Below are 25,125 nucleotides of genomic sequence, written 5' to 3' on the forward strand. Positions count from 1 at the left end.
CTTCCTATTCCTAGTATTTTCTGACGCTAATTTGGTCAATGACATGCCCTTCACCCTTATGGATGATCAAATCTGCTCGGTCTTTCGTTGGTTCAATGTGCTGCACTAAATTCGTCATATTAATAGTATACCAAATTTCATTTCCATAGTTTTCAATTTCTTCTGGCGTCCAATGGGCCATTTCATAGAAATAACTTGTTGGATCATCTTTGGCATCCGTCAAATGCATCAAGAAGCGCTTAATATACCACTTTTTGATATTTAAAGGCTCCGCATCAACATAAATCGCAAAATCGAAAAAATCACTCACATAAATTTGTTGATTCTGCGGCAATTGGAAGGTGTTAATCCCTTCGACAATTAGGATGTCTGGTTGCTCAATCGTATTCATTTGGCCTGGAACAATATCATAGATGCTATGAGAATACTCGGGATAAGAAACGGTGGTCTCGCCGAGTTTAATTTCACGCATAAATTCCAATAAGGCAACCATATCGTAACTTTCTGGGAAACCCTTCCTAGACATCAACCCTCTGCGCCGAAGCTCCTCATTCGGATAAAGAAAGCCATCGGTCGTCATCATTTCTACTTTCTGATCAGGGTAGGTATAATCTAACAGCTCCCTTAAAACCCGGGCCACCGTACTTTTCCCAACCGCCACACTCCCAGAAATCCCAATCACAAAAGGAGCTTTGGAAGTATCTCGATCGAAGAAAGCACCTTTCTGTTTGGCAGCATGATGCGCTAGCATATAAAGTAAATCAATATAATGCAACAAAGGGCGATAAATATCCTGAACATCTTCTTGGGTCAATCGGTCATTTAATGAAACTAATTCATCCAAATTATCGATTTCTCTTGATACTCTTTCGCCACTATAGTAGAAGTCTCGCCACTCCTCGCGACTATAGTGGGTATATGTTTCAACCACACAAAGCTCCTTTCTCTTTGAGGCAATCATTAATGCTATTATTCTAGCATAGCCTACCGTAAAATCCTATGAAAAAACGCATTCTCAGTATATTCTAATGGCTATAGCGAAAGGACGAGGGAGTGTTAAGAAGTGGCTAGAACAGACAAGGAGATTTTTAAGCCGAATTTAGATGCCACAAATGTAGACATAAGCATTTGCTTACCTTTACATAATCGGGTAAGATAATAGCGTTAGATTCACTCTCACGTATTAAATAATCGAAAGGAGGTTCTTATGGCAAGTGTATTTCATCCTACCCACTTAGCCGACATATTATCCAATAAGATCGGCTACGGTGAAGCCCACAGCAAGATTATCCTCATGGGCGAGCATGCCGTCGTTTATGATTATCCAGCCATCGCCATGCCTTTTCCTAAGGCCAAGGCTCAAGCCCAAGTTACCTTAAGTGAAGACGGCTTGTTCCATATTCACAGCCGCGTCTACTCTGGCCTACTTGAATCAGCCCCTGAGAATTTGGATAACATTCGCAAGGCCATTGAACTTACCTTACAAATTTGCCAAATGCCGACAGAAGCCCTAGGTATCCGCATTGATAGCTCCATCCCTGAAGCGCGCGGTATGGGGTCATCAGCGGCTGTGGCCGTTGCGGTGGTGCGAGCTATCGCTCAATTCTATCAGCAGGAAATTACCGACAATCAGTTGCACTTTATCGTCAACCAAGCCGAGGTCATTGCCCATGGTTCAACGAGTGGCTTAGACACTCTGGTCACCAGCTCTACTGATGCTTTCTTATACCGCAAAAGTAAGCAGCCATTGCCTTTTAAGTTAAATATCGATGGCTTCCTTATCTTAGCTGATAGTGGCCAAATCGGCCAAACGAAAGAAGCTGTTGAGAAAGTCCGCCAGCTCAAAGAGAAGAAGGCAGCCTTTGTCAAAGAAGCCATGGCAACCATTGGCGACTTTGTTGCGCAGGCCAAAGTTGCGATTGAATACAATGATATTTATGAACTAGGTCGTTTGATGACTTATAACCATTATTACTTGAATCAACTGGAAGTTTCCAACCAAACACTCGATAGTATTATCAACGCCGCTTGGATGGCAGGAGCGCTTGGTGCCAAGCTTACCGGGGGCGGGCTAGGCGGTTGCGTCATCTCTTTAACAGAGACGAAAGAGAAAGCTACTTATGTCGCCCACAAGATGAAAGAAGCTGGCGCTCAGAAAACGTGGATTCTTCCTTTGCGCCAATCCTAGGAGAAAGTTGAGGGAATGTAATGCCTGATATTACCCATGAAGCGGCCTACCGCGCCCATACCAATATTGCACTCATCAAATACTGGGGCAAACGTAACCCAGAGCTTTTCTTGCCAGTAACAAGTAGTCTATCATTGACCTTGGATGCCTTCTACACAGAAACACGCATTCAATTCTCACCAGACTATACCCGCGATACGCTCTATTTGAATCATAAGCAGATGGAAGCAGACGAGATGGCTCATATATCACACTTTGTCGACTTATTCCGCCAAGAAGCAGGGGTTCAAGCAGCTTGTCAGATTAACAGTATTAATCACGTCCCTACGGCCGCCGGCTTAGCCTCTTCCGCTTCAGCCTTTGCGGCCCTCGGTTCAGCTTGTAACACTGCTTTAGGCTTAAATATGGATGCCCAGCAATTATCCACCTTTGTCCGCCAAGGTTCAGGCAGTGCCAGCAGAAGTGTCCACGGTGGCTTTGTCCTCTGGCATCGAGGTGAAGGGGACGTTAGTTCATCCAGCTTCACAGAACAGATAGATGACGCCAATTGGGATATTGGCATGCTAGTTGTCGCCGTAAATACTGAAGTGAAGCCCTTTAGTAGTCGGGCTGGCATGCAACATACCGTTGAAACGTCACCTTTCTACCAGCAATGGCCTGCGGAAGTTGAGAAGGATTTAGCACTAATGCTAGAAGCAATCGAGGCCCAAGACTTTACAACCATGGGTGAAATAAGCGAACATAACGCCATGAAGATGCACGCCACCATGCTTGCTGCTAAACCTAGCTTTACTTATTTCCAAGGCGAATCGATTCTTGCCATGCACCTCGTCCAAAAATTACGCCGTGAAGGCTTGGAATGCTATTACACCATGGATGCCGGGCCAAACGTTAAAGTCCTTTGCCGTCAGAGCGACATGGCTCATATTAAAGCAGCCTTTGCTATCCACTTCAAGCCAGATCAACTAATAGAGGCCAAGCCTGGCCCAGGTCCAGAAGCCATTCAATGGAAGGAAGCGAACTAAACGATGTCCGAACTTTTCTACAGAACTTCTTCCCTAAAGATGCCAGTCACCCGTCGTGTGCCTGGCAAACTTTTTGTATCGGGAGAATACGCTATTCTAGGTGCAGATCAGCACGCCATCCTTGTTGCCGTCAATCAATACCTCGCTTGCCAAATTACACCGAGCGAAAGCACCTTCCAACTCAAATCTCAAGCTTTACAGCAGTCCGAACTCCAGCTGGAATCTTTAGACGATATTAAGCATATTCAAACCCAGGACTTTCAAGAGTGGCGTTATATTCTTCAAGCCCTCCGCATTAGCCAGCAAATTCTTGCCGAATTAAATATCCCTCTTCAAACTTTTGCGCTCACTATTCAAAGTGAGTTGAATAATGACCAAGGCTTGAAGTATGGCTTAGGCTCCAGTGGAGCGGTGACAGTGGCGACTTTGGAAAGTGTCCTAGCATTTCACGGCGTTCATTGGTCTGAGCCAGCAACTCTATTTAAATTAGCTGTCATTACTTTAATGCAACTCGGCTCCAATGGTAGCTTCGCCGACATCGCCACGAATGTTCTCGGCGGATGGGTATATTACCATAATTTCGATCGCTCAAGCATCCAGACACAGTTGGACAAGCAAATCCCCTTACTCGAAATGCTGGAAGAAGATTGGCCAGGACTCAGGCTTGAGACACTCCGTGCTCCAGATGATTTACACCTGGCCATCGGCTGGACACAAGCACCGGCTTCAACCGATAATTTAGTCGCACTTTTACACCAGCATACTAAGGGCAATGCCCACGCTTATGAACAATTCACGCGGGAAGTTCATCAACTCGTGCACCAACTTTATCAAGCTTTTGAAGAAGGCAATACTCAGCAAATACTCCAGATCATCCGCCAGAATCGCCAAGCCCTCCAAAACTTAGGCGACGCTTATAACTTACCAATTGAAACGAATGACTTGGTTGCCTTAATAGAGATTGCTGAAGCACATGGCTATGCTAGTAAATCTTCAGGCGCCGGTGGAGGCGATTGTGGCATCGCCTTAAGCAATCAGAACAAGCAGCCTCTTAATAGCCTTGTAGACGCATGGCAGGCCGCAAACATTCAACATTTACCTCTCTCCCCTGCGCCAGAAAGGTATGAGGAAAGGAACTATTATGACAGATAAAGCATTACCGATTGATCAGCAACGCAAGAACGACCATGTCAAATCGGCCTTAGCACAACAGGAAATTGCCAAAAACTCCGACTTTGATGAGGTTCGTTTCGTCCATCAATCGTTAAATACGGTAGACTTCGCGAACATCTCCCTTGAGACACACTGGGCTGGTGCGACCCATGCCCTACCCTTCTATATTAACGGCATGACAGGCGGCAGCCAGCAGACAAAGCAATACAACCAAGCACTCGCCATCCTTGCCCGAGAAACCGGACTGCCGATGGCTTCAGGCTCCATTAGCGCTGCCTTAAAGCACCCGGATATGGCTGACACCTTTACCATCATCCGCCAAGAAAATCCACAGGGCTTCGTCATGGCAAATCTCGGTGCCCACCATTCTCTCGAGAATGCCCAAAAAGCTGTTGACTTACTGCAGGCAGACGCCTTACAGATTCATTTAAATATCCCCCAAGAAGTAGTCATGCCCGAAGGCGACCGTGACTATTCTATGTGGGCTGAACAGATTGCTGAGATGGTGGATAAATTAGACGTGCCTGTCATTGTCAAAGAAACTGGCTTTGGCATGGCCCGTGAAACGATAGAAGAGCTTATGAATCTTGGTGTTAAGACCATTGATGTTAGCGGACGTGGCGGCACGAACTTCATTCAAATCGAGAACGAGCGCCGCGACCATTTAGATTTCTCCTTCCTCGCAGATTGGGGCCAAAGCACGCCGGAAGCCTTGCTTGAGAGTATTTGCTTACAAGACCAAGTTGAGGTACTTGCTAGCGGCGGCATTCAGAATCCTTACGACATAGTCAAAGCAATCTCCCTCGGTGCCAAAGCCGTTGGCTTATCGGGCAAGTTCCTACACGTGATAGACAGTCAAGGTATCGATGCAGGCATTAAGCTAGTCGAGGATTGGATTCAATTCATCCGCCACATGCTACTTCTCACTGGTTGCCAGCATATTACGGATCTCAAGCACCAGCCCCTCGTCATTAGCGGCCAACTAGCTGAATGGGCATACCAAAGAGGTATTAACACCCAAGCTTTAGCCAATCGCAAACAAGCTTCCTCATAATTCCTCAGCAAAATATAGCCCTTGCTAAGTGCAGAGAATTGGTATCGTATGAATATTGCTGCTAGATTCCGTGGGAACCGTCTCCCACGGAATCTTTTTGGCGAATTATTCCGTGGGGATGCTTCTCCACGGAATTTTGGCAGATTTTTATTCCGTCGTAAACCTCCCCCTCGGAATATCGTAATGTTTATTAGTCATAAACTAAACACTCCCTCAGCCATAGACAGCTAAATTCCCGACACACATAGCGATAAAATCTCTAACATCGCAAGGGATTTCGGAACTGTTCAGTCAAGTCGTCGAAGAACATAAACAACGCTTCTTTCGTGCACAATTGAAGCGATTCGATGAAGCAGAATATTAGTGCTATGACATCACAACCATATCAAGTTATTCCAAAAAGCTTGAATGCGTACAACATGGCTATAATAAAGAGCATGAGCAATTGCCACAACTCAATTTAGCGTATGTCTACGGTGAGAAGACGGGTTTACCCATCATGTATCGGCCATTATCTGGAAACACGCCGGATGTGAAGACACTTCCCTGGTTAGTAAGTGTCTTCAATGGTTTTGACCTGGAGTCTATTCAAAACAGTAACAGCAGATAATGGAGCCGAGTTTGCTTCCTTACAAGAAGCCCTCCAAGAGACAGTATTCGCCTACTTTACGCACCCATTTGCTTCTTACGAAAGAGGGACGAGCGAGAATCAGCATAAATTCATCCGGAGATTTCTGCCGAAAGGTCAAAAAATATCGGAAATGAGTGATCAGCAGATTTTGCGCATTCAACAATGGATGAATCGCTACCCACGAAAGATCTTGGACTATCAAACCCCTTACGATTGCTTTTTAAAAGCTTTTCGTCAAGAATGGGCTGCAGCTTAAAATCTGTTCGCCTTGACAACGAGCCTCCGCCGGGCTGGCTTAAAGGCTGGTGAAAACTGGGTTAGCCAGCTTTGGCCAAGAGCCTACCAGCCGACGCTCATTGTAAAGCCGAACAACCTAGTGCAAATAAGTCACATGTAGGGCTTTAGTTTTAACAAAGTGGCTAACTTAAACTTGAAATTTACGACTTAAATAACAAATAATTTGACATTAAATGATTTTGAACGAAGTAGTTTATTTTTTCTACGGAAGCTTTGCTCTAAAGTACATCATTTGGTTATTTATACAGAATTAACAATCCGCACAAAAATACCGGAGTAAGATAAGTTTCCCTACTTACCATACTCCGGTATTTCTTTAGGATCAGTCAACATCCGACTCGCTATCATTTACTTCCACATCCGCTAATTGGACACTGAAAAAACCGCGTTTCTTAACTGGGGCATCGTACTGCAATTCATACGCCGTCTCACCTGCTTCAATCGCTCGATGAATGGCTTCAACTTCTTTTTCTGCATCTTCCATCGTGCGATACCAGGCAATATCTGTGCGATTCTCAAATAAGAAGGTTCTTGAATGCACGCCACAGAGGAGGGCGGTTGGCTTATAATCGACGTGGGGGAATTTCTCTAAGATTTCAAACTTATAGAATTCACTTTCCTCGTCCTCTTCAATCTTGCTTTGAATTTGAATGCGCGGCAGGGCATCGATTTCCTCCTCTTTCCGGCGATGTGCAGCTTCAGCTGGTGTATCTTCTCGTTTTTTGCGTGGTTTTTTGCTTGGTTCGACTGTCTCTTCAGCTTTCTCTTCGGCATCCGCAGGCGTTACTTTGCCTCGCTTGCCGTAAGTCATATCCTGCACTTCTACCTTATCATCCAGCAGATAGTCATAGGTTACGTCGAAATATTCTGCCAATATTTTAATCTTCTCCAAGCTTGGCTCAGCTGTTCCATTCTCATATTTCGAGATGGATTGACGTGTTACATCGAGAACTTCTGCCAAGTCCTCTTGGGACAAGTCCCTGGCGAGTCTCAACTCCTTAATTTTATCACTTAACATACCTTTTCCTCATTTCCATATCCAACTTAGTGGATTGTTTCGATAATTAATGGGGGTGCGGTAGCTTCTTGGGAAAGCTCGACCGCCTCTTCTAGTAAGGCCAGGGCACGTGTTGGGTCCTGATCATTCACGTGTAAATATGCCAGTACATCGCCTTCTTCGACGCTATCACCGACTTTCCGCTCAAGGGTGATGCCAACCGCTGGATCGATTTCATCAGTAATAACGAGTCGACCAGCACCTACTAAGCGGGCCGCTTCACCCACGAGATGAGCATGCCACGCAGCAACTTTGCCTGCTTTTTGAGCTTTTACAGGTAATTTATGCGCAGCTTCAGCCAAACGTTCAGGTTGGTCGACCACACTTGCATCCCCACCTTGATTCGAAATGAAAGTCTTAAAGCGTTCAATGGCTTGACCATTCTGAATCTGTGCTTGAAGTAATGCAATTCCCTCATCCATGCTTTGAACTTTACCACTGGCAATAAGCATCTGGGCACCGAGTGTCAAAGTCAATTCCGTTAAATCCGGAGGACCTTCTCCCCGCAAAGTCGCTATAGCTTCTTTGACTTCAAGGGCGTTGCCTATCGCAAAGCCGAGAGGTTGCTCCATACTTGAAATAACGGCCAAGGTGCGTCGGTTCAGTTGTTCTCCGATTTGGACCATTGTTTCAGCAAGGGTACGCGCATCTTCAATGGTCTTCATAAAGGCACCGTCCCCTACTTTAACATCCAAGACAATGGCGTCTGCTCCAGCAGCAATTTTCTTACTCATAATTGAACTTGCAATAAGTGGGATTGACTGGACAGTACCTGTTACGTCACGTAAGGCATATAATTTCTTATCAGCCGGAGTTAAATTCCCCGTTTGCCCCATCAGCGCGACTTGATTTGCATTGACCAAATCCACAAAGGTTTCTGTTGAAATTTCTGTATGGAAGCCCGGAATCGCCTCAAGCTTATCAATCGTCCCACCGGTATGACCTAGACCTCGCCCACTCATCTTAGCAACCGGCACTCCCAAACTAGCTACCAGGGGCGCTAATACCAAGGTCGTGGTGTCGCCAACGCCGCCTGTCGAATGCTTATCTACCTTAACCCCAGCAATAGCCGATAAATCGATCTGGTCCCCACTTTCAGCCACGGCTTGTGTTAAGTAAGAAGCCTCTTCAAACGTCATCCCTTGGAAATAAACCGCCATCAGAAAAGCACTCATCTGATAGTCAGGGATATCCCCTTTAGTATACGCACGAATCATATCGTAAATTTCCGCTTGCGTGAGAGCTAAGCCAGCTTGCTTACGTTCAATTAATTCTATCATTTCCATCCTTCAACATTCTTTCTAGTCGTGTATTATCGCTCAATAATTTCAAGCTCGCCGTCTTCTTTTCCTACAATAATTACATCAGGATAATTTAAGAAAAGACCGTGGTCAACCACCCCGACCATATTATTCAGTTCAAAAGCCGTTTGATTTGGTTGCGGAATAGAACCTAAATGCAAATCAATAATATAATTCCCCGCATCGGTGATAAATAAGGAGTCTACACCAGACTTGCGAAAGCTTGGCATCATCCCCGCCTGTTCAAAATAACGGAAAAGTTTCCAGCTACCAAACTGGACAACCTCAACTGGCAGTGGGAAAGCCCCAAGTTCGTCCACCACCTTATCCTCACCCACGACCCAAATTACTTTACGACTATTCTGGGCCACAATCTTCTCATATAAGAGCGCCCCGCCGCCCCCTTTAATACCTGAGAAGGTACGCAAGGTTTCATCAGCGCCATCCACAAGTACATCTATTTGGTTAACTTGGTCTAAGGAGATGACTTGAATGCCCTTTTCACGAGCGATTTGCGTTGTCTCATTTGATGTGGAAACACCCACAATATGTGTTAATTCGCCTGCATGAATCCGGTTAGCCAACTCATCAATGAAATAGTAGGCCGTTGAACCGGTACCAAGCCCTACTACCATGCCGCTTTCAATATAATCTACAGCTTTGCGACCAGCTACTTCTTTCATCAAGGACATAAGATCCCTCCAAAATATACTTTAATGTATGATATAATTATTATAGCATATATCCCCATATGAATCGCTTTCAAAGTGATTTTTGGCCGAAATATTATACTGCAATTTACGACTAAAGGAGATACCAATGAAAGAGACCCTTACTGTAACCTGCCCCGTTTGCCATGAAACAAGTGAATTTACATGGACAGGTCGCATTAATGCTGTGTCAGATCCCGAACTGAAGTTGGACTTATTAGACGGCGAACTATTCAAATTCGTTTGCCCTACTTGCGGTGCAACCCGCCAACTGGAAAATCACTTCCTCTACCACGATCCAACTCAAGCTTTAATGGTTTTCCTAGCCCCACAACTAAATGAACGCCGTGAAAATTATGAACGGATACTCTCGCAAATATTAACGGAATCTGATTTAAACCTAGATAGCTATAGCCTACGTCTCGTCACTAGCATTCCTGACTTAATCGAGAAGATACAAATATTCGATCAAGGCTATAACGATCAAGTCATCGAAATTGTCAAATTATTGACAGACGGACTGTTCGCCAAAGAGAAACCCGACGTTAAAGTGAAACAGCGTCACTACTACAAGCAAGGCTCTAAAGAACACATCTTGTATGTAACACCAGAGGGGCAACTCTTAGTGGACTTCCATGATAGTCTGGTTTCCTTTGCGGAGAATAAGTACAAAAAAGCCGTCCGTCAAGATCATGCCGGTCGCTTTGTCCTAGTTGATGCGAACTGGGCTGCTAATCTTCTGGAAAGAAAAGAAGGCGATGCTCCGATGGAGGAGACGGCGGAATAACAAAAAACCTCAGCTAGCAATTCTATTTGATTTGCTAGCTGAGGTTTGTTTAATTTAAATTATCCAGATCTACTCTATACATATATCCTATGCTCTTTTCTAACTGCCTTTCCTTTGACGCCTCATGCATTCATCTCGATGAAATCTTTCATCAATTTGTGTCTTTCATCGCTTCAACTTTGTTGATTTTCCGAACATTATTATGCACCAACAAACTCACAACAAGAATAAATAAGTAGGCTAATATAATCGAATATACATACGACATTGTATCAATTTCTGGATGAAAGACTAAATCATCTCTGGAAAGAAGATTAACTATATATAGGTTCAACTGTTGTCCTAAATAGGATCCTATAGCAATTCCGATGGTAGCTAAAATAAAGGCTTCCAAGAAAATTAACCAACTGACCTGACAATCAAACAGGCCAAGTGTTTTCATGATAGCGAGCTCTCTATAATTTTCCATTAAAATGATATTCATTAAATTAAGCAAGATAATAAATGTCAGCCCCGCAGAAGCAATGATTAAGATTATGGTTATCATATTTAAACTTTCCATTGATTCTTCAGCTGTTTCTTTGAGCTGTTCTAAGTTCATGATTGATTTAATACCTGCTACAGCTAGCATATCTTCTTCAATTTGATCTTTATGCTTCATATCATATTTTACCAGAAAGGCATTATACATCGGTTTCTGATCTATAGAGTCACTATAGGTTTCAGGCGACATATATAGATAATTTCCAACATAATTCTGGGCTATGGCGTCAACTTCTAGAGCATAGTCCAAATCATTCAATGTCACTTCTATCGATTCCCCTGATTGTCCCAATACAGGCGTAGCTATAATCCCTTCTTCTATAGAAATTGCTCGTTTTTCATCGTCAATTAGTTCTAGCATATTCACAAGCCCTTCCTCTTCCCCCATCGGAACTAGAATTTGGAATTTCAATCCCTGATTGGTACCAGATTTGACTTCAGCTTGCGTTAATGATACAGGAAAAGAACCTTCTAGATGCTCTATCTGATCCATGGCCTTTGAATAATCACTTTGAGAACCATTTGAATCGACATATATAATTGAGGTATAATGCGTAATTTCATTAAATTGACGCGCTACAGTCCCCGTTAAAGAATCCGACAGCCCGAAACCAGCAACCATTAACATAACAGATGCCGCTAGAGCTAATATAATAAGGAGTGACCTAGTCGGAGCCATTCGAATACTGCGACTAACCCATAAGCAAATATAATTGAGTCTACTGCTCTTTTGACTTCTCGAAGACTTGCTTGAGCCTTCTAAATTCTCCTGCAGTAATTCAATCGCTGGTTTCCTAACCAATTTCAACGGTGTAATCACTGCTGGAATTAACGCAATAATCAAGCTTGCGATACTAACAATAGCAATAAACATGCCATCTAATTGAACCCTAGGTTCTGATAACGGATGCAATGTCATATAAGCATTAATCACCAAGCCCGGAATGACCAACGTGCCCACGACAATCCCTAAAATTATCCCGATACTAACTGAAGAAAAGGCGTAAAAAATAAATTTCTCCATAACATGATAGTTACTATAACCCATCTGTTTCATAGTACCTATATACTTTTGTTCATCTTGTGCCATACGTGTCATCGTAATAAACGTTACCACAATAGAGAGCAAGAAAAAGAATACAGGAAATACTTTAGAAATTTCATCCATCTTCATCGCATTATTTTTTAACAAACGATAACCTGAAAAATCTAAACGAGACGTATGTTGAAATTGTGCCATTGGATAAGCTTCGAGCGCTTGGCTCATCTGTTTCAAAGCCGTTTCTTTCTCATGGACATCTTCTTGGCTAATTAGCCGACGACTCAAAGCCAATTCTAACTCCACTTGTTGTTCGGAGATATCTTTTAATTGCTGCTCTATCACTTGGTTATGGAGCGTTTCTGCAATATCTCCCAAATTCTTGTCTATATCTGTAACTTTATCACGAAGGGCTTGGTCATAGTCGTCACTGAAATGTCCAAATACTTTCATTTCTGGTGCCCAATAGAACGCTTCACTATATTCCGAACAATCTATGTGACCAGAGGATACTAAGCCAAAAGCAGCAACGCTTCCCTGTCCGTCCATCTGAATGCCTCGGTCTAAGTTACTCAAGTATAGCGGACTTTCGATAAACCCAACAATTTTATATTGACCAACTTTAGCTTTAGGAATTTCAAAGACATTAGAATCAATATTTTCGATCTCCACAAAGTCCCCTATCTCTAACTCAGGATAACTTTCCTTCACCTGAATATCCAAAGCAATTTCCATGCTTCCTGAAGGTAATTGCCCTAGCTTTACACTGAACATATCACCTAATTGATTCTCATTGGCGTAAAGGTGGATACTTTGTCCTACTGTTGGACTATTAACGTCCGTGCTATGGATACCTAAGACCTTTATAGAACTCTTATGTTCGATATCCTTTAATATTTCTTCCGTAATTCCTCCCGGATACATCACTTTGCCGTCAGGCATATTATAATTGTTCGCGAAATTTTCAGCAGTATAAAGCATGCTCGGCCCCGCAAATTTCAACCCAATGAAGAATGCAACGCTTAGAAACACCATGATCGTAATTGATAGAAATCTCAGCAAGCTGTAACGTACTGTTCTAACATTATCCTTTCGCATTGTTCTTAACATAGCTTCACCTTGCCTCTAATTAATCATTTATATAATTACTTGCGACTTTGCCATCTTTTAATTCAATGACTCGATCTGCAATCTCTGCGATTTCACGGTTATGAGTAATAACTAAACAAGTCGTACCATAATTGCGATTATAGTCTTTAAGTGTCTGAATGATTTTATCACCGGTAGCAGAATCCAATGCGCCCGTTGGTTCATCACATAACAATATTTTCGGGTTACTTGCTAAAGCACGTGCAATGGATACCCTTTGTTGCTCTCCCCCTGACAATTGTCTCGGGAAATGTTCCATACGATTTGTTAAACCTACAGCTTGTAAAGCATCTTCTGCAAGACTTTGGGAATTCGCAATTTCAATCATCATATTTACATTCTCTTTGGCAGTTAAGTGAGGAATTAGATTATACGCCTGAAAAACAAAGCCAATTTTACTACGACGATATAATGTTTGCTGCTTCAAGCTATATTCAGCAATATTCTCTCCTTCCACCCATATTTGGCCAGTACTTGGGTAATCCATCCCAGCTAGTAAATTTAAAGTAGTTGATTTTCCTGCACCTGATTGTCCCAAAATCACCACAAACTCACCTTCCATTATCTGGAATGAAATAGAATCATTCGCTCTAACAGGGGTTTCTCCTTTGCCATATACTTTCGATACATTATCAAATTCAATTAGTACATTACTCATACGAATTACCTACCTTTTCAATAAATTCATTTAAATATAGGGTGAATTCATGCGGCTTTTCAAGCATTGGACTATGGCCAGATTTGGGAATAATGAACATTTCTGTCCGTGGATTTTCCTTCGCATAATCAATCCATGGCCTTTTAGGCGAAACCTCATCTTGCTCACCCCACAATAACAGAACTGGACACTTGATAATATCAAGCAACTCTCTAATATCTGTTTTATTAGATGCTCTGGATAGTCTAGCCATATTCTTCAATGTTTTTCGATTTTTGAAGCATTCTTTGACTAAGTCTAACTGATCATCTGTTATTAAATCTGGATTTACAAAAAGCTTCTCTTTTAATCTTTCAAACCAAATTTCCTCTTTTGGTAGTCCTATCCCCAGATTAGTCGTGCCCATACCAGGAGAACCGCTGAGCTCAATTCCTTTGACATACTCTGGATTATCTAAAGCCAACAAAGATGCAATCAGCCCACCTAAAGAATTTCCAACTAGGATACATGCCTGTTGATTTTTAATAATCTTCTCTTTCAGTCCACCAACAATCTCATTTATATCTCCACTAATCTTTGATAATGGATCCTTTTGAACGAATACTTTTTCGCAGGACACTTCTTTTAAGACTTCTTCCCAAATCCACTCACCTGCAAACATTCCTGAGATAAAGATTAATTTCATTCTTTCCCCTCCCATAAAATAGTTACATCTGTTACAATTAATTTATATCATTTCAGAACAAGCATCAATACCAAAGCCAAAATCGTTACAAATTCACCGAAAGTGTTAAGGAGCATATTATGAATAAAGGAAATATGAAAGCACAACAATCGCAAGAAGCCATTCTTAATGCATTGCTTTATCTAATGGAAATCGATGAGTATCCTTTCATAACAATTAGTCAAATTGCTAGCCACGCTAATGTATCCAGGGTCACATTTTATAGAAATTTCGAAAGCAAAGAAGCCGTCCTAAAACTCAAGATACAAAAAATAATCCATGACTACATAAGTATCCATGGACGATTAGAACATTTAAACTTCAACAATATTTCTGAATTATTGTTCAACATAATTATTGAAAATATCGTATTTTTTAAACTCTTAGTGGAAAACAAGCTACTCTATCTATTCACCGAGCCATTCTATGAAAGTATCCTTGCCGAAAATCAAATTCACAGAGCTTATTTGTGGGAACAATACGACCAGAGAGTATTCAAAAATGTTCTTAGTTTAACGTTTGGTGGTTATGAACAATTTATCATTCATCACATTTTTGATGAAAATCCATCTGTAGAACAATGGAAAGCGGATTTTAATGAAGCTCTACAAATCATTAACCAAATCAACAGTCAAACCCCTCAATAATACAATAAAACACCCCACAAGCAGTCCATCCAAAGATTACTCGTGGGGTCCTTCTTTTTATTTATCTACTTTTACATTCGACTCCCGAATCAAATACAAAGGCCGATTTTTCGACTCTAGGTAAATCTTCCCAATATACTTTCCAACAATTCCTAAACACAAGAGTTGCAGCCCGCCCATTCCCACTATGAGGACAACGAGTGTCGGCCAACCAGCGGAGTCCGTACCGAACAATATCGTTCGCACCACAATATAAATGCCATAAATTACAGCAAAGGCAAAGCTGAAGAAGCCAATATAGCTTGCCAACGTCAAAGGCGCATCCGAGAAACTCAAAATCCCTTCCAAAGCATAGTCAAAGAGTTTACCAAAAGACCAGGACGTCTCCCCAGCACTGCGCTCCACGTTCTCATATTCAATATAGCCTACGTTATAGCCCACCCAGCTGAAAATTCCCTTCGAAAAGCGATTCTGCTCCGGTAGCTGACGCACGGATTGCACTACTTGCTGCGTCATCAAACGATAATCACGAGCCCCCTCTTCCAGTTGCACATCCGCAATCCGATTATTGATTTTATAGAACATACTGGCAAAAAATGATCGAATCAGCGGCTCTCCTTCCCGCGTTGTCCGCCGCGTGGCAACAGTATCATAACCTTCTTCTGTAATCATGCGATGCATCTCAACCAGCAAATGCGGCGGATCCTGTAAATCTGCATCCATCAAAGCTACCCATTCGCCTTTTGCATGGTCTAAACCTGCGATAATACCTGCTTCTTTGCCGAAATTCCGTGTAAAGGACAGGTAGAAGACCCGGTCAGGATACATCTTTGCCAACCGCTTCATCACCTCTAAAGTCTGATCTTTCGAGCCATCATTAACCATTAAGACTTCCAAGAAGACCTCTGGTATCTTCTCTTGGGTCCTTAATATTTCAGCCATAAAGAGATCTAATGTCTCTGCTTCATTATAACAAGGTACAACTATTGTAATCGTATTAGTCTTCATGTGAGAGCTTTGCTCCTTCAATATCTTGTGTTGTTTCAATAACTTTAGCATATTTCGGTGAACCACTATCTAAGAATTGCTTACGCGTAATGAAATTAAAGAGCATCACCACACAAGTCACCAGCACCTTGCTGACAATCACATTTAAAGATGCATATTCCACTAAAAGCCTCATTAGCCCTTCGGTTAACAATAAGCCCAGCACGCTCAAGACAAGAAAGATTAATAACTCCTTCCCTTTCTCATCTTTCCCATACGGACTATCAAACACAAAGCGCATGCTCGCCCAATAATTATAAATCGTTGATATAACAAAAGCCAAACCCGTGGCTGTTAAATAGTGAACATTGAAGCCATAATGCAAAAGTGCCAATACCGCAAAATCAATCACTGTAGCAGTGCCGCCCACTAGGACGAACCGCGCAAATTGCTGAAGCAATCTTTGCATCTTTATACCTTCTTTCATAAATCTTATCCTCAAGTTAGCCTATCAATTCTAATCCCTTTATGCAAGCAAAAGCTAAAATCTTCACACAAAAAACAAAGCCAGCTGCTCATATGCATACTGGCTTAAGATTGATAGGCTTGCAGTGCTTTCTCGCTACCTTGAATTTGATACGTAAAAGATTGTTCCTGACTTAAGTCATTCTGGACTTCAAAAGCTATAATCCACTCGCCTTCTGGAATCGGGCCTGAACGTGTATTTATGCTACTAATCCGCTCATCTTCATGAATGACAAACTTCCGATTCGCTTCTACGTCCTGATACTCTGCCCGAAGCATATATTCACAGTCATAAATTAAAATTAACGCTATAACGCACTGACCTTCAGGCAAAGAAATATTTAAGGTAAGTCCATCTAAGTTCCCGGGAACGATAAAACGCTCGATTAAGAAATTAGATGTGCTATCATCTTTCGGCTTAATTGCGACATCTTGCCTCTTAATCAACAATCGATTCACATCCTCTATATTAAATTTCTCTTCCACCTATTATAACAGAGTAATATAAATATAATGTAAAGATTCTGTAAAAAAATTCCAATTATTATTTTTAACCCAAAAATATCAATTAACTAGGTTCGCTTAAATCAAGGCCACTTTTCTTGCTTAAAGAAAAATCTTCAAGCAAGAAAAGCGGCACATTATTTACTGCAATAATTTCCTTTTTGACCTACGCTTTTATAAGCCTACCAAAAAACACCCGGCATACACCGGATGCTTCCCTTAATCATGTCCTATGATACGTACTTCTGGTTCGAGATCAACATCAAAGCGCTCTTTGATTTCTGCTTGGATAAAGGCAATCATTTGCGTATAATCGGTTGCAGTAGCTCCACCCACATTAATAATAAAGCCCGCATGTTTCTTGGAGATTTCAGCGCCTCCAATTCGGTGTCCTTGCAGACCTGCCTCTTGGATTAGCTGCCCTGTAAAATGTCCCACAGGACGTTTGAATACGCTCCCGCAAGATGGGTACTCCAAAGGTTGCTTACTTTGACGCAAATCAGTTAAACGCTTCATTTCACTGCGAATAAGGGCAGATTCGCCTTTCAGCAGTTTAAAGCTAGCGCCTAGAATAATATCACCCGTCTCCTGATAAATACTGTGGCGATAAGTGAAGGCACTTGCTTCATTATCCAACGTCTTTAATTCACCTGCACGTGTCAAGATATCTACTTGAACAATCACATCTTTCACTTCCCCGCCATAAGCACCTGCATTCATAAAGACCGCACCACCGATGCTGCCCGGAATACCGCAAGCAAATTCTAAGCCGGTTAAATCATGTTGTAAGGCGGTTTTACTCACATCAATTAAAGCAGCCCCACTCTCTGCATAAATCACGTCCTCGACGACTTCAATGTGGTTCATATTGGTGAGAATCATCACAATTCCCTCAATGCCTCCGTCACGGACAATTAAATTACTCAAATTCCCTAAGATTGTCAAAGGCACCTCATTGGCGCGTGCCCAATCGACAATTTCTTTTACTTCTTTAGGGCTAGAAGGCAAAGCAATTACATCTGCTGGACCACCTGTCTTCGTGTGGCTATAGTTTGCTAGCGCATCATTGAAGTAAATTTCAACCTCTGGAAATTGCTGGGCTATTTCTTGATATTTCATCATGTCATCTTTCCTTCGATTCTTAATCATACTTTTCTATTCTAGCTAAAGCTTTCTAGAAAGTAAAGTTCTTTTATAGGATGCGCTCCATGAGATAGGTATCATAATAACCCCCCGGATACTTGAGCCGCTGGCTAAATTCGCCTACTATCTTAAAATTAAATTTCTCGTATAATTTGATGGCTCGTGTGTTCTCAGTAACGACCTCAAGTGTCAACACTTTAAGGCCCACCCCTTGAGCAAATTCAAGCATCTCTTCAAAAAGCATCGTCGCAATCCCGTAGCCCCAATACTCATGAATTAGAAAAATCCCCACCTCGGCAACATGGGCTTGTTTATCGTACGGCAAGGTCGCCAAGTCGCCTATACCGATAATCTGGCCGTCCACCTCAATAACAAGCATTAAACTCGTCTCTGCATACAAATACGATTGAATAAGTGCCCGCTCAGCTTCAAGTGATAAACCCGTTCCGTCCTCACCATATACAAGATAATCGGTTTCCTTACCAACTTCTTGAATCAAGCCAAGAATTGCCCGCGCATCTTCCGGTTCAGCTTGTCGAAACAATAAATCTAACGTATCTCCTTCAACTTCTGAAATTTGCACTTGTGAATCTTCATAAGCATCAAGCATTATTCCCTCACCCTTTCCACCGCACGCGCCCACTTTTCTAAGACACCTTCCAAAGCACTCGACTCCCCGACTACCTCGGCGCGAATCATCCGTTGATTCTCCGATACTACAGATAAACCAAGCGCTAACCAGGCATCAGGTAATTCCTCTTCAATAAAACGAGCCCACTCAATTAAAATATAACGATCATCCGTCAGAAAACTTGGCAAATCCACACTATCGGCGCCACCTTCTTCCAAACGATAGGCATCCATATGGACGAAAGACTTCCCATCCTCAGCAGGATATTCTTTAATAATAGTGTAAGTCGGACTTTTAATCGCACGCTTAACCCCTAAGGCTCTGCCAAATCCTTGGGCAAAAGCGGTCTTGCCACTGCCAAGAGCTCCTTCTAAAGTCACGACGGTTCCTGGCGGAATAATCCCTGCCAGTTCGGTGGCCATTCGCTGAGTCTCTTCAACTGATTCGCTCATCCACTCTCTCATCATACCACTCCTCATAAGACATATATATTTCACACTTTCGCCATGGCTTCCTGGATCTCACTCATGTATACTTAGTATACTAAAACCTTTTACAAACATCGAATTATTTGACTTTAATGCGTTTTATTGCTAATTTTAATCTAAGAGAAAATGAGGAGGTTCTACCATGAAGAAATTCTTAAAGATGATGACTATCGCTCTAGCTACCTTACTACTCGTAGCTTGTGGTAATAAAGATGAACAACCCACTGCAAGTATAGATGAAGCTTCATCTGAACAAGCTTCAGACCAAGCTGCTCCAGCTTCAACAGAAAGTGAGGCCAGTCAAGCATCTGATGCCCAAGCATCCGATGCAAGTACAGATGAATCAGCTGCGACAAGTGGCGAAGAAGAGACAACAGGGGATGAAGTCACAGGCGATTCAGTGAAAGTGACTCTATATGTCACAGGAGAAACAGAGCCGCATGCAACGTTCGAAGTACCTTATGAAGAAGGCATGAACGTGCTTGAGACACTTGAAGCACAAAGCGAAGTGGACTTTAACTTTAACGAAGATGAAGGTGTCATCGATATGATTGATGGTATCGAGAATGACTACGCTTTGGGTCATACTTGGGCTTACTTACTTAATGGAGCTTTCGCCGAATTAGGTGTCGTCTCGCAAACCCTTGAAGCTGGCGATGAAATCTCTTGGTACTACGGTACAATTGATGAGATTCCCATAAATATCATTCCTGCCGAAGGTGATACTTTACCAGCTGCAACTAATGAAGAGACGCCCGAGGCTGATAATCCAGCGACTGAATAAGAAGCCACTTTATAAGGCACATGAAGTAATATAAATAGCGCAACCTCTCATATAGGAGGCTGCGCTTTTTGCGTTATGGGCTTAGTCTTCCATTATAGCTTGGTTGGCTGTAATAATCGAAATCTTGTATACGTCCTCTTCAGTACAACCACGAGATAAGTCAGATACAGGCTTATTCAAGCCTTGTAACATTGGGCCGACCGCTTGATAGCCACCGAGACGTTGAGCAATCTTGTAGCCAATGTTGCCTGATTGAATTTCAGGGAAGACAAAGACCGTTGCTTGACCTGCTACTGGAGATTCAGGTGCTTTCTGCTGAGCCACACTTGGGGCATACGCCGCATCAAATTGTAATTCCCCATCAATAGGTAATTCTGGGGCAATTTCTTTAGCGATACGAGTTGCTTCAACCACTTTATCCACTTCTTCTGAAGCAGCAGAACCGTGTGTAGAGAAGCTTAACATCGCAACCCGCGGTTCAATATCAAACATCTTCGCTGTCTTGGCACTTTCCACCGCAATTTCTGCAAGGGATTGAGCATCTGGATTAATGTTGATTGCACAGTCTGAGAAGATCATTTTCTGACCGTCTTCTTCCCTAGGTATCATTAAGAAGGAACCACTGGTTAATTTCACACCTGGTTTCGTCTTGATAATTTGTAAGGCTGGACGAACAGTATCTCCCGTTGAGTTAACCGCGCCACTGACTAGACCATCTGCCAAGTCCATTTGCACAAGCATCGTGCCGAAATATGTTTCGTCTTTCAACATCTCGCGAGCTTGCTCTTCGGTATTCTTACCTTTACGACGCTCAACAAAGGCAGCAACCATTTCCTCAAAAGCATCATACGTTTCCGGATCGATAATTTCAATATCCGTTAAATCCCAGCGATTTTCGCTTGCAACACTTTGAATTTCCTCCGCATTCCCTATAAGGATTGGGTCGATTAAATTGTCGGCATTCAAACGCACCGCAGCACCTAGGACACGCACAACGGTTCCTTCCGGATAGACAATCTTTAAGTTTTTACCAGAAATTTTGTTTGATAAAGCTGTAAACAAATCCATCTATAAACCTCCATTATTCTTGATACATCTATACTAACATTCTCTTTACCAAATTGAAAACATTTTCTATGTGAATTTGACATCATAAGTTTTAACGATTCAATTCCTGAGTGCTAGCTTAAGCCAAGCAAATACCCTTGACAAAACTAGGTTACACCTGTAAACTTAATTTAGATTACAAACGTAAACAAAGGAGGTTCACTAAATGACAACTCATAGCAAGCAATATATTACCGACGCCGAGTGGGAAGTAATGCGTATCGTTTGGGCGAATGGTCCGCTAGCGAGTCGCGAAATTATCAATCACTTACTGGATATTTTCCCTTGGAAAGAAGGCACTATTAAATCGCTAATTAACCGACTCGTCCAGAAAGAAGTACTAGGCAAAGTCGAAGGAAGCAAACCCTTTAAATACCAAGCGACCATTCAAGAAAAAGACGCCATCACTAAAGAATTAGATACATATTGGGAGCGCGTCTGCCATAAGGATTCAGGCAAGTTACTGCACCACCTTATCGAGACCAAGGAACTGAGCCAATCAGATATTACGACACTCATGCAAGCCCTTGAAGCGAAGCGGGAAACGGCACCCGAAGAAGTCGCCTGTCAATGTCCGGTAGGTCAATGTCGCTGTCATTTATAAGAAAGGAATTACTCCATGCAAGAGAATACTTATTACGTACACGATATGGCTTGTGGAGGTTGCTTGAATTCAGTGACCCAAAGCCTGTTAGCTATTGATGGCGTTAAAGACGTCCAAGCAAACCTTCAAACAAAGGCTGTCACGATTCAATTCACCAATCAACCGGTAAATCTAGATATCTTGGCAAGCCAAGTGGCTGATGCCGGCTACAGCTTAACACGGGAATAGGAGGGATGATATGAAAGCAACCTATTCTATTGGCGGCATGCATTGCGCTTCTTGTGCGCAGACAGTCGAGAAAGAATTGCGCAAAGCCCATGGTGTCAGCCAAGCGGATGTGAATTTAGCCACAGAGAAAGCATCGATTACTTACGATAGCGATTTAGTCAATATCGACGATTTAAAGGCCATTATTGACGAAGCGGGCTATACCCTCATCGACTCCAGCGCACTTGCTAAAGAAAGTACCAGCAACCACCAAAATTATAGTATCCGGGGCATGAGCTGTGCCTCTTGCGCGCAAAGTGTTGAAAAGGCAGTAAACAAATTAACTGAGATTGAGTCAGCTTCCGTTAACTTAGCTACCGAAACATTAACCGTCGATTGGCTACATGAACCGCAACCAGACGTCATTCTAAAAACTGTTAAAGACACCGGCTATGAAGCCGAACTCCAGGTGTCAGCTGCAGAACAATATGAAATCGAAGCAGAGCAGAAAGCACGGCAACTCCAAGGGATGAAGCAGCAATTAATTTGGATGCTTATCTTTACCCTCCCCCTATTTCTGCTTGCCATGGGGCCAATGTTTGGCATGCCCTTGCCTCAATTTATGGATCCCATGACCCAGCCAGGGGTGTTTGCCGTTATTCAATTACTTTTGGCGACACCTGTCATGTGGCTGGCCCGCGATAAATTTACCCGTGGCTTCCGCAACTTATTCAAAGGCCACCCTAATATGGATTCCTTGGTTGCCATTGGAACCTCAGCTGCCTATCTACAAGGCTTAGTCATGACCTTTCTATTATTAACAGAGCGGGTAATCAGTGCAGGCCATCCAAATTTATACTTTGAATCAGCAGCTGTCATTCTCACCCTAATGCAAGCTGGCGACTATATGGAGGAAATCGCCAAAGGTAAGACCTCTTCAGCTATCAAAGATTTAATGGACCTTGCTCCTGAAGAAGCCCGCCGGATTGATGATAAGCAACAGGTAGAAACCGTTCCCGTAGAAGTCATCGAAGTGGGTGATATTCTTCAAGTTCGCCCAGGCGATCAAATTCCTTTAGACGGCGAAATTATTCGGGGCTATTCAACGGTTGACGAATCCATGCTCACGGGTGAGAGCTTACCAGTAGAAAAGTCGGTCGGTGACCAAGTGACCGGAGGCAGCTTGAATAAGACGGGAAGCTTCCACTATCAAGTGAAGCGTGTCGGCCAAGACACGATGCTAGCCCAAATCGTCCAAATGGTTCAAGAAGCCCAAGGGTCGAAAGCACCAATTGCTAAATTGGTAGACATCATTTCCGGTTACTTCGTCCCAACTGTAATCATCCTCGCTATTGTCGCTGCCCTCTTCTGGTATGTCGTACAAGGGGCGTCGCTTGATTTTGTCCTTAATATCTTTATTAGTGTGCTTATTATTGCTTGTCCCTGTGCTTTAGGTCTGGCCACGCCAACGGCTATTATGGTTGGAACAGGTAACGGCGCGCGCAAAGGGATTCTCATCAAGAACGGTGCGACCTTGGAAGCCATCCACAATGGCGATGCTGTCCTTCTAGACAAGACAGGTACAATTACGGTTGGTGAGCCAACGGTGACCGATTTTGTGACCTATGACTTGGATGAAGTGACACTTCTGCAGTGTATTGCCTCAGCCGAGGCGGCTTCAGAGCATCCGCTCGCCAGTGCCATTGTTCAGTACGCTCAGGAAGAACAAGATATTGAGCTGCTTGAAGTTCACAATTTTAACAGTATTACCGGTAAAGGTATTGTCGCAGAAATCGAGCAACACACGGTCCATATCGGCAATGCCGCCTTGATGGCAGACGTTGTATCTCTTGCAGATCACGAGCGTCAGCAGGCCGAAGAGCTTGCCAGTGAAGGCAAGACCGCCATGTACATTGCCCTCGATGGAGTTTTAGCAGGTATTATCGCCGTTGCAGACCCGATTAAAGAATCCAGCCATGAAGCCATCCAACGTATGCAGGCGATGGGTATTGAGGTTATTATGGTAACCGGAGACAATCAATTGACAGCGCAAGCCATTACTAAGCAAGTAGGGGTTGACCGCGTATTTAGTGATGTCCTGCCACAGGATAAGGCTCAGATTGTCAAAGACTTACAAAGCGAAGGCAAACACGTCATTATGGTTGGGGACGGCATTAACGATGCGCCAGCCCTCGCCCAAGCAGACATCGGCATGGCAATCGGTTCAGGAACCGATGTTGCTATAAGTTCAGCCGATACCGTACTCATGCAGAGCGACTTACAAGGCGTCCCTGAAGCAATTGGCCTTAGCCATGCCACAATCCGCAATATTAAGCAGAATCTTTTCTGGGCCTTTGCCTATAACGTCATTGGTATTCCTTTTGCCATGGGTATTTTCTATCTATTTGGCGGACCGCTCTTAAATCCAATGATTGCAGCTCTGGCGATGAGTTTTAGCTCTATCTCCGTTCTCCTCAACGCCTTACGCTTACGAAATTATTAAATGTATATCAGCAGCAACTTTATCTCAAGTTGCTGTTTTTTGATTCTTGTATTGTATAAAATAGGAGGAATTTTCTTTGGATGCCTTTTCCCCCCTAAATTTATCAGTTGAGCGAGAATCTTTTCAAGGTTATAATTGAATAGAATAAGGAAAGCATGGAAGGATGTTGATGAGTGACTCAAATTTATTTTGCCGCCCCGTTATTCTCCGACGCAGAGCGTCATTATAATCAGGCTGTTGTTAATCAATTGCGCCAAACGTTAAAAGACGTTGAGATTTTCTTGCCTCAAGAAGATGACTCGATTAATGATAAAGATAGTTTCGCTGACTCGAAGAAGATTGCCCTAGCTGATACGGAACAAGTCCTCAGCAGCCAATTGCTAATTGCTGTCTTAGATGGCTTGGTCATCGATCCAGGTGTCGCCTCAGAAATTGGCGTGGCCTACCAGGCAGGTATTCCGATTATTGGCTTATATACCGATGCACGCACAAACGCTGGAGCAACTAATCCTGAGAAATTAGCCATCTTACAGGAAATTGCTGAGTCTCAATTTAGCTATATTAATTTATACACTGTTGGTTTAATTAAGCTGAACGGAGAAGTGGTTGCTTCTATCGATGCTTTACTTGAAGCAATTCCCGCTTATCTCGCTTAGGTT

Annotated in this window: 25 protein-coding genes and 1 pseudogene; 12 read left to right on the top strand and 14 right to left on the bottom strand. The window is 42.9% G+C overall.

What is annotated here, in order from left to right:
• Positions 1–10 precede the first annotated feature (10 nt).
• Positions 11–961 (bottom strand): type I pantothenate kinase, encoded by a 951-nt coding sequence (gene coaA / locus CL176_RS10790; RefSeq protein ID WP_118991281.1) that lies wholly within the window; start codon positions 959–961, stop codon positions 11–13.
• 246 nt (positions 962–1,207) lie between these two features.
• On the opposite strand from coaA, the gene mvk reads away from it, so the two are divergent.
• The 5 genes and pseudogenes from mvk to CL176_RS10815 form a co-directional block, all read left to right on the top strand.
• Positions 1,208–2,188, top strand: coding sequence for a mevalonate kinase (gene mvk, locus CL176_RS10795; protein WP_118991282.1), 981 nt, complete (start codon positions 1,208–1,210; stop codon positions 2,186–2,188).
• Positions 2,189–2,208: 20 nt separating this feature from the next.
• The gene (gene mvaD, locus CL176_RS10800; protein ID WP_118991283.1) at positions 2,209–3,213 is read left to right on the top strand and encodes a diphosphomevalonate decarboxylase; all 1,005 of its coding nucleotides are present in this window, start codon (positions 2,209–2,211) and stop codon (positions 3,211–3,213) included.
• 3 nt (positions 3,214–3,216) lie between these two features.
• Complete coding sequence (locus tag CL176_RS10805) at positions 3,217–4,365, top strand: phosphomevalonate kinase (protein WP_118991284.1); 1,149 nt, start codon at positions 3,217–3,219, stop codon at positions 4,363–4,365.
• The gene (gene fni / locus CL176_RS10810; protein WP_118991285.1) at positions 4,355–5,440 is read left to right on the top strand and encodes a type 2 isopentenyl-diphosphate Delta-isomerase; all 1,086 of its coding nucleotides are present in this window, start codon (positions 4,355–4,357) and stop codon (positions 5,438–5,440) included. The genes CL176_RS10805 and fni overlap by 11 nt, the downstream gene beginning before the upstream one ends.
• Positions 5,441–6,024: 584 nt before the next feature.
• Positions 6,025–6,327: pseudogene (locus CL176_RS10815) on the top strand (IS30 family transposase); the annotation flags it as partial.
• 363 nt (positions 6,328–6,690) lie between these two features.
• On the opposite strand, the gene CL176_RS10820 reads toward CL176_RS10815, so the two are convergent.
• Genes CL176_RS10820 through rpiA form a run of 3 tightly spaced genes read right to left on the bottom strand, consistent with a single transcriptional unit; the run spans position 6,691 to position 9,418 of the window.
• Positions 6,691–7,386 carry a helix-turn-helix transcriptional regulator gene (locus tag CL176_RS10820; RefSeq protein ID WP_118991287.1) on the bottom strand — a complete coding sequence of 232 codons (696 nt, stop codon included), beginning with the start codon at positions 7,384–7,386 and terminating at the stop codon, positions 6,691–6,693.
• Between the two features lie 26 nt (positions 7,387–7,412).
• Positions 7,413–8,711, bottom strand: a complete 1,299-nt coding sequence (locus CL176_RS10825; RefSeq protein WP_118991288.1) for a pyrimidine-nucleoside phosphorylase — start codon at positions 8,709–8,711, stop codon at positions 7,413–7,415.
• Positions 8,712–8,737: 26 nt separating this feature from the next.
• The gene (gene rpiA / locus CL176_RS10830) at positions 8,738–9,418 is read right to left on the bottom strand and encodes a ribose-5-phosphate isomerase RpiA (protein ID WP_118991289.1); all 681 of its coding nucleotides are present in this window, start codon (positions 9,416–9,418) and stop codon (positions 8,738–8,740) included.
• Between the two features lie 127 nt (positions 9,419–9,545).
• Between rpiA and CL176_RS10835 the strand changes: the two genes are divergently transcribed.
• Positions 9,546–10,223, top strand: a complete 678-nt coding sequence (locus CL176_RS10835; RefSeq protein WP_118991290.1) for a CpXC domain-containing protein — start codon at positions 9,546–9,548, stop codon at positions 10,221–10,223.
• Between the two features lie 151 nt (positions 10,224–10,374).
• On the opposite strand, the gene CL176_RS10840 is transcribed toward CL176_RS10835, so the two are convergent.
• The 3 genes from CL176_RS10840 to CL176_RS10850 are packed head-to-tail and all read right to left on the bottom strand — an operon-like array spanning position 10,375 to position 14,297.
• On the bottom strand, positions 10,375–12,915 hold the full coding sequence (locus CL176_RS10840; RefSeq protein ID WP_118991291.1) for an ABC transporter permease: 2,541 nt from the start codon (positions 12,913–12,915) through the stop codon (positions 10,375–10,377).
• 19 nt (positions 12,916–12,934) lie between these two features.
• Entirely contained in the window at positions 12,935–13,612 is a 678-nt protein-coding gene (locus tag CL176_RS10845; RefSeq protein WP_118991292.1) for an ABC transporter ATP-binding protein, read from the bottom strand.
• Positions 13,605–14,297 carry an alpha/beta hydrolase gene (locus CL176_RS10850; protein WP_162890965.1) on the bottom strand — a complete coding sequence of 231 codons (693 nt, stop codon included), beginning with the start codon at positions 14,295–14,297 and terminating at the stop codon, positions 13,605–13,607. Before CL176_RS10850 ends, CL176_RS10845 begins: the two co-directional genes overlap by 8 nt.
• 119 nt (positions 14,298–14,416) lie before the next feature.
• Between CL176_RS10850 and CL176_RS10855 the strand changes: the two genes are divergently transcribed.
• On the top strand, positions 14,417–14,983 hold the full coding sequence (locus CL176_RS10855) for a TetR/AcrR family transcriptional regulator (protein ID WP_118991294.1): 567 nt from the start codon (positions 14,417–14,419) through the stop codon (positions 14,981–14,983).
• A gap of 57 nt (positions 14,984–15,040) precedes the next feature.
• On the opposite strand, the gene CL176_RS10860 is transcribed toward CL176_RS10855, so the two are convergent.
• The 6 genes from CL176_RS10860 to tsaE all read right to left on the bottom strand — a co-directional run bounded on the left by CL176_RS10860 (position 15,041) and on the right by tsaE (position 19,237).
• The gene (locus CL176_RS10860; RefSeq protein ID WP_118991295.1) at positions 15,041–15,991 is read right to left on the bottom strand and encodes a glycosyltransferase family 2 protein; all 951 of its coding nucleotides are present in this window, start codon (positions 15,989–15,991) and stop codon (positions 15,041–15,043) included.
• On the bottom strand, positions 15,981–16,439 hold the full coding sequence (locus CL176_RS10865) for a GtrA family protein (RefSeq protein WP_162890966.1): 459 nt from the start codon (positions 16,437–16,439) through the stop codon (positions 15,981–15,983). Before CL176_RS10865 ends, CL176_RS10860 begins: the two co-directional genes overlap by 11 nt.
• A 122-nt stretch (positions 16,440–16,561) precedes the next feature.
• Entirely contained in the window at positions 16,562–16,942 is a 381-nt protein-coding gene (locus CL176_RS10870) for a hypothetical protein (protein ID WP_162890967.1), read from the bottom strand.
• Between the two features lie 276 nt (positions 16,943–17,218).
• Positions 17,219–18,118 (bottom strand): UDP-N-acetylmuramate dehydrogenase, encoded by a 900-nt coding sequence (gene murB / locus CL176_RS10875; protein WP_118991627.1) that lies wholly within the window; start codon positions 18,116–18,118, stop codon positions 17,219–17,221.
• A 73-nt stretch (positions 18,119–18,191) separates the two neighbouring features.
• Complete coding sequence (locus CL176_RS10880) at positions 18,192–18,752, bottom strand: GNAT family N-acetyltransferase (RefSeq protein ID WP_118991298.1); 561 nt, start codon at positions 18,750–18,752, stop codon at positions 18,192–18,194.
• Positions 18,752–19,237 carry a tRNA (adenosine(37)-N6)-threonylcarbamoyltransferase complex ATPase subunit type 1 TsaE gene (gene tsaE / locus CL176_RS10885; RefSeq protein WP_162890968.1) on the bottom strand — a complete coding sequence of 162 codons (486 nt, stop codon included), beginning with the start codon at positions 19,235–19,237 and terminating at the stop codon, positions 18,752–18,754. Before tsaE ends, CL176_RS10880 begins: the two co-directional genes overlap by 1 nt.
• A gap of 166 nt (positions 19,238–19,403) precedes the next feature.
• On the opposite strand from tsaE, the gene CL176_RS10890 reads away from it, so the two are divergent.
• Positions 19,404–20,045 (top strand): DUF4430 domain-containing protein, encoded by a 642-nt coding sequence (locus CL176_RS10890; protein WP_118991300.1) that lies wholly within the window; start codon positions 19,404–19,406, stop codon positions 20,043–20,045.
• A gap of 81 nt (positions 20,046–20,126) precedes the next feature.
• On the opposite strand, the gene pta is transcribed toward CL176_RS10890, so the two are convergent.
• Positions 20,127–21,113, bottom strand: coding sequence for a phosphate acetyltransferase (gene pta / locus CL176_RS10895; RefSeq protein ID WP_205528112.1), 987 nt, complete (start codon positions 21,111–21,113; stop codon positions 20,127–20,129).
• Between the two features lie 205 nt (positions 21,114–21,318).
• Here pta and CL176_RS10900 point away from each other — a divergent pair, with 205 nt between their 5' ends.
• The 4 genes from CL176_RS10900 to CL176_RS10915 all read left to right on the top strand — a co-directional run bounded on the left by CL176_RS10900 (position 21,319) and on the right by CL176_RS10915 (position 25,122).
• On the top strand, positions 21,319–21,756 hold the full coding sequence (locus CL176_RS10900) for a CopY/TcrY family copper transport repressor (protein ID WP_118991301.1): 438 nt from the start codon (positions 21,319–21,321) through the stop codon (positions 21,754–21,756).
• A 15-nt stretch (positions 21,757–21,771) separates the two neighbouring features.
• Entirely contained in the window at positions 21,772–21,984 is a 213-nt protein-coding gene (locus tag CL176_RS10905; protein ID WP_118991302.1) for a heavy-metal-associated domain-containing protein, read from the top strand.
• A gap of 10 nt (positions 21,985–21,994) precedes the next feature.
• Positions 21,995–24,466 carry a heavy metal translocating P-type ATPase gene (locus tag CL176_RS10910; protein ID WP_118991303.1) on the top strand — a complete coding sequence of 824 codons (2,472 nt, stop codon included), beginning with the start codon at positions 21,995–21,997 and terminating at the stop codon, positions 24,464–24,466.
• 173 nt (positions 24,467–24,639) lie between these two features.
• Positions 24,640–25,122: a nucleoside 2-deoxyribosyltransferase gene (locus CL176_RS10915; protein WP_118991304.1), complete on the top strand. Its 483-nt coding sequence runs from the start codon at positions 24,640–24,642 to the stop codon at positions 25,120–25,122.
• The last annotated feature ends 3 nt before the right edge of the window (positions 25,123–25,125 follow it).

The organism is Suicoccus acidiformans (assembly GCF_003546865.1).
In the GTDB taxonomy this organism is placed as follows: domain Bacteria; phylum Bacillota; class Bacilli; order Lactobacillales; family Aerococcaceae; genus Suicoccus; species Suicoccus acidiformans.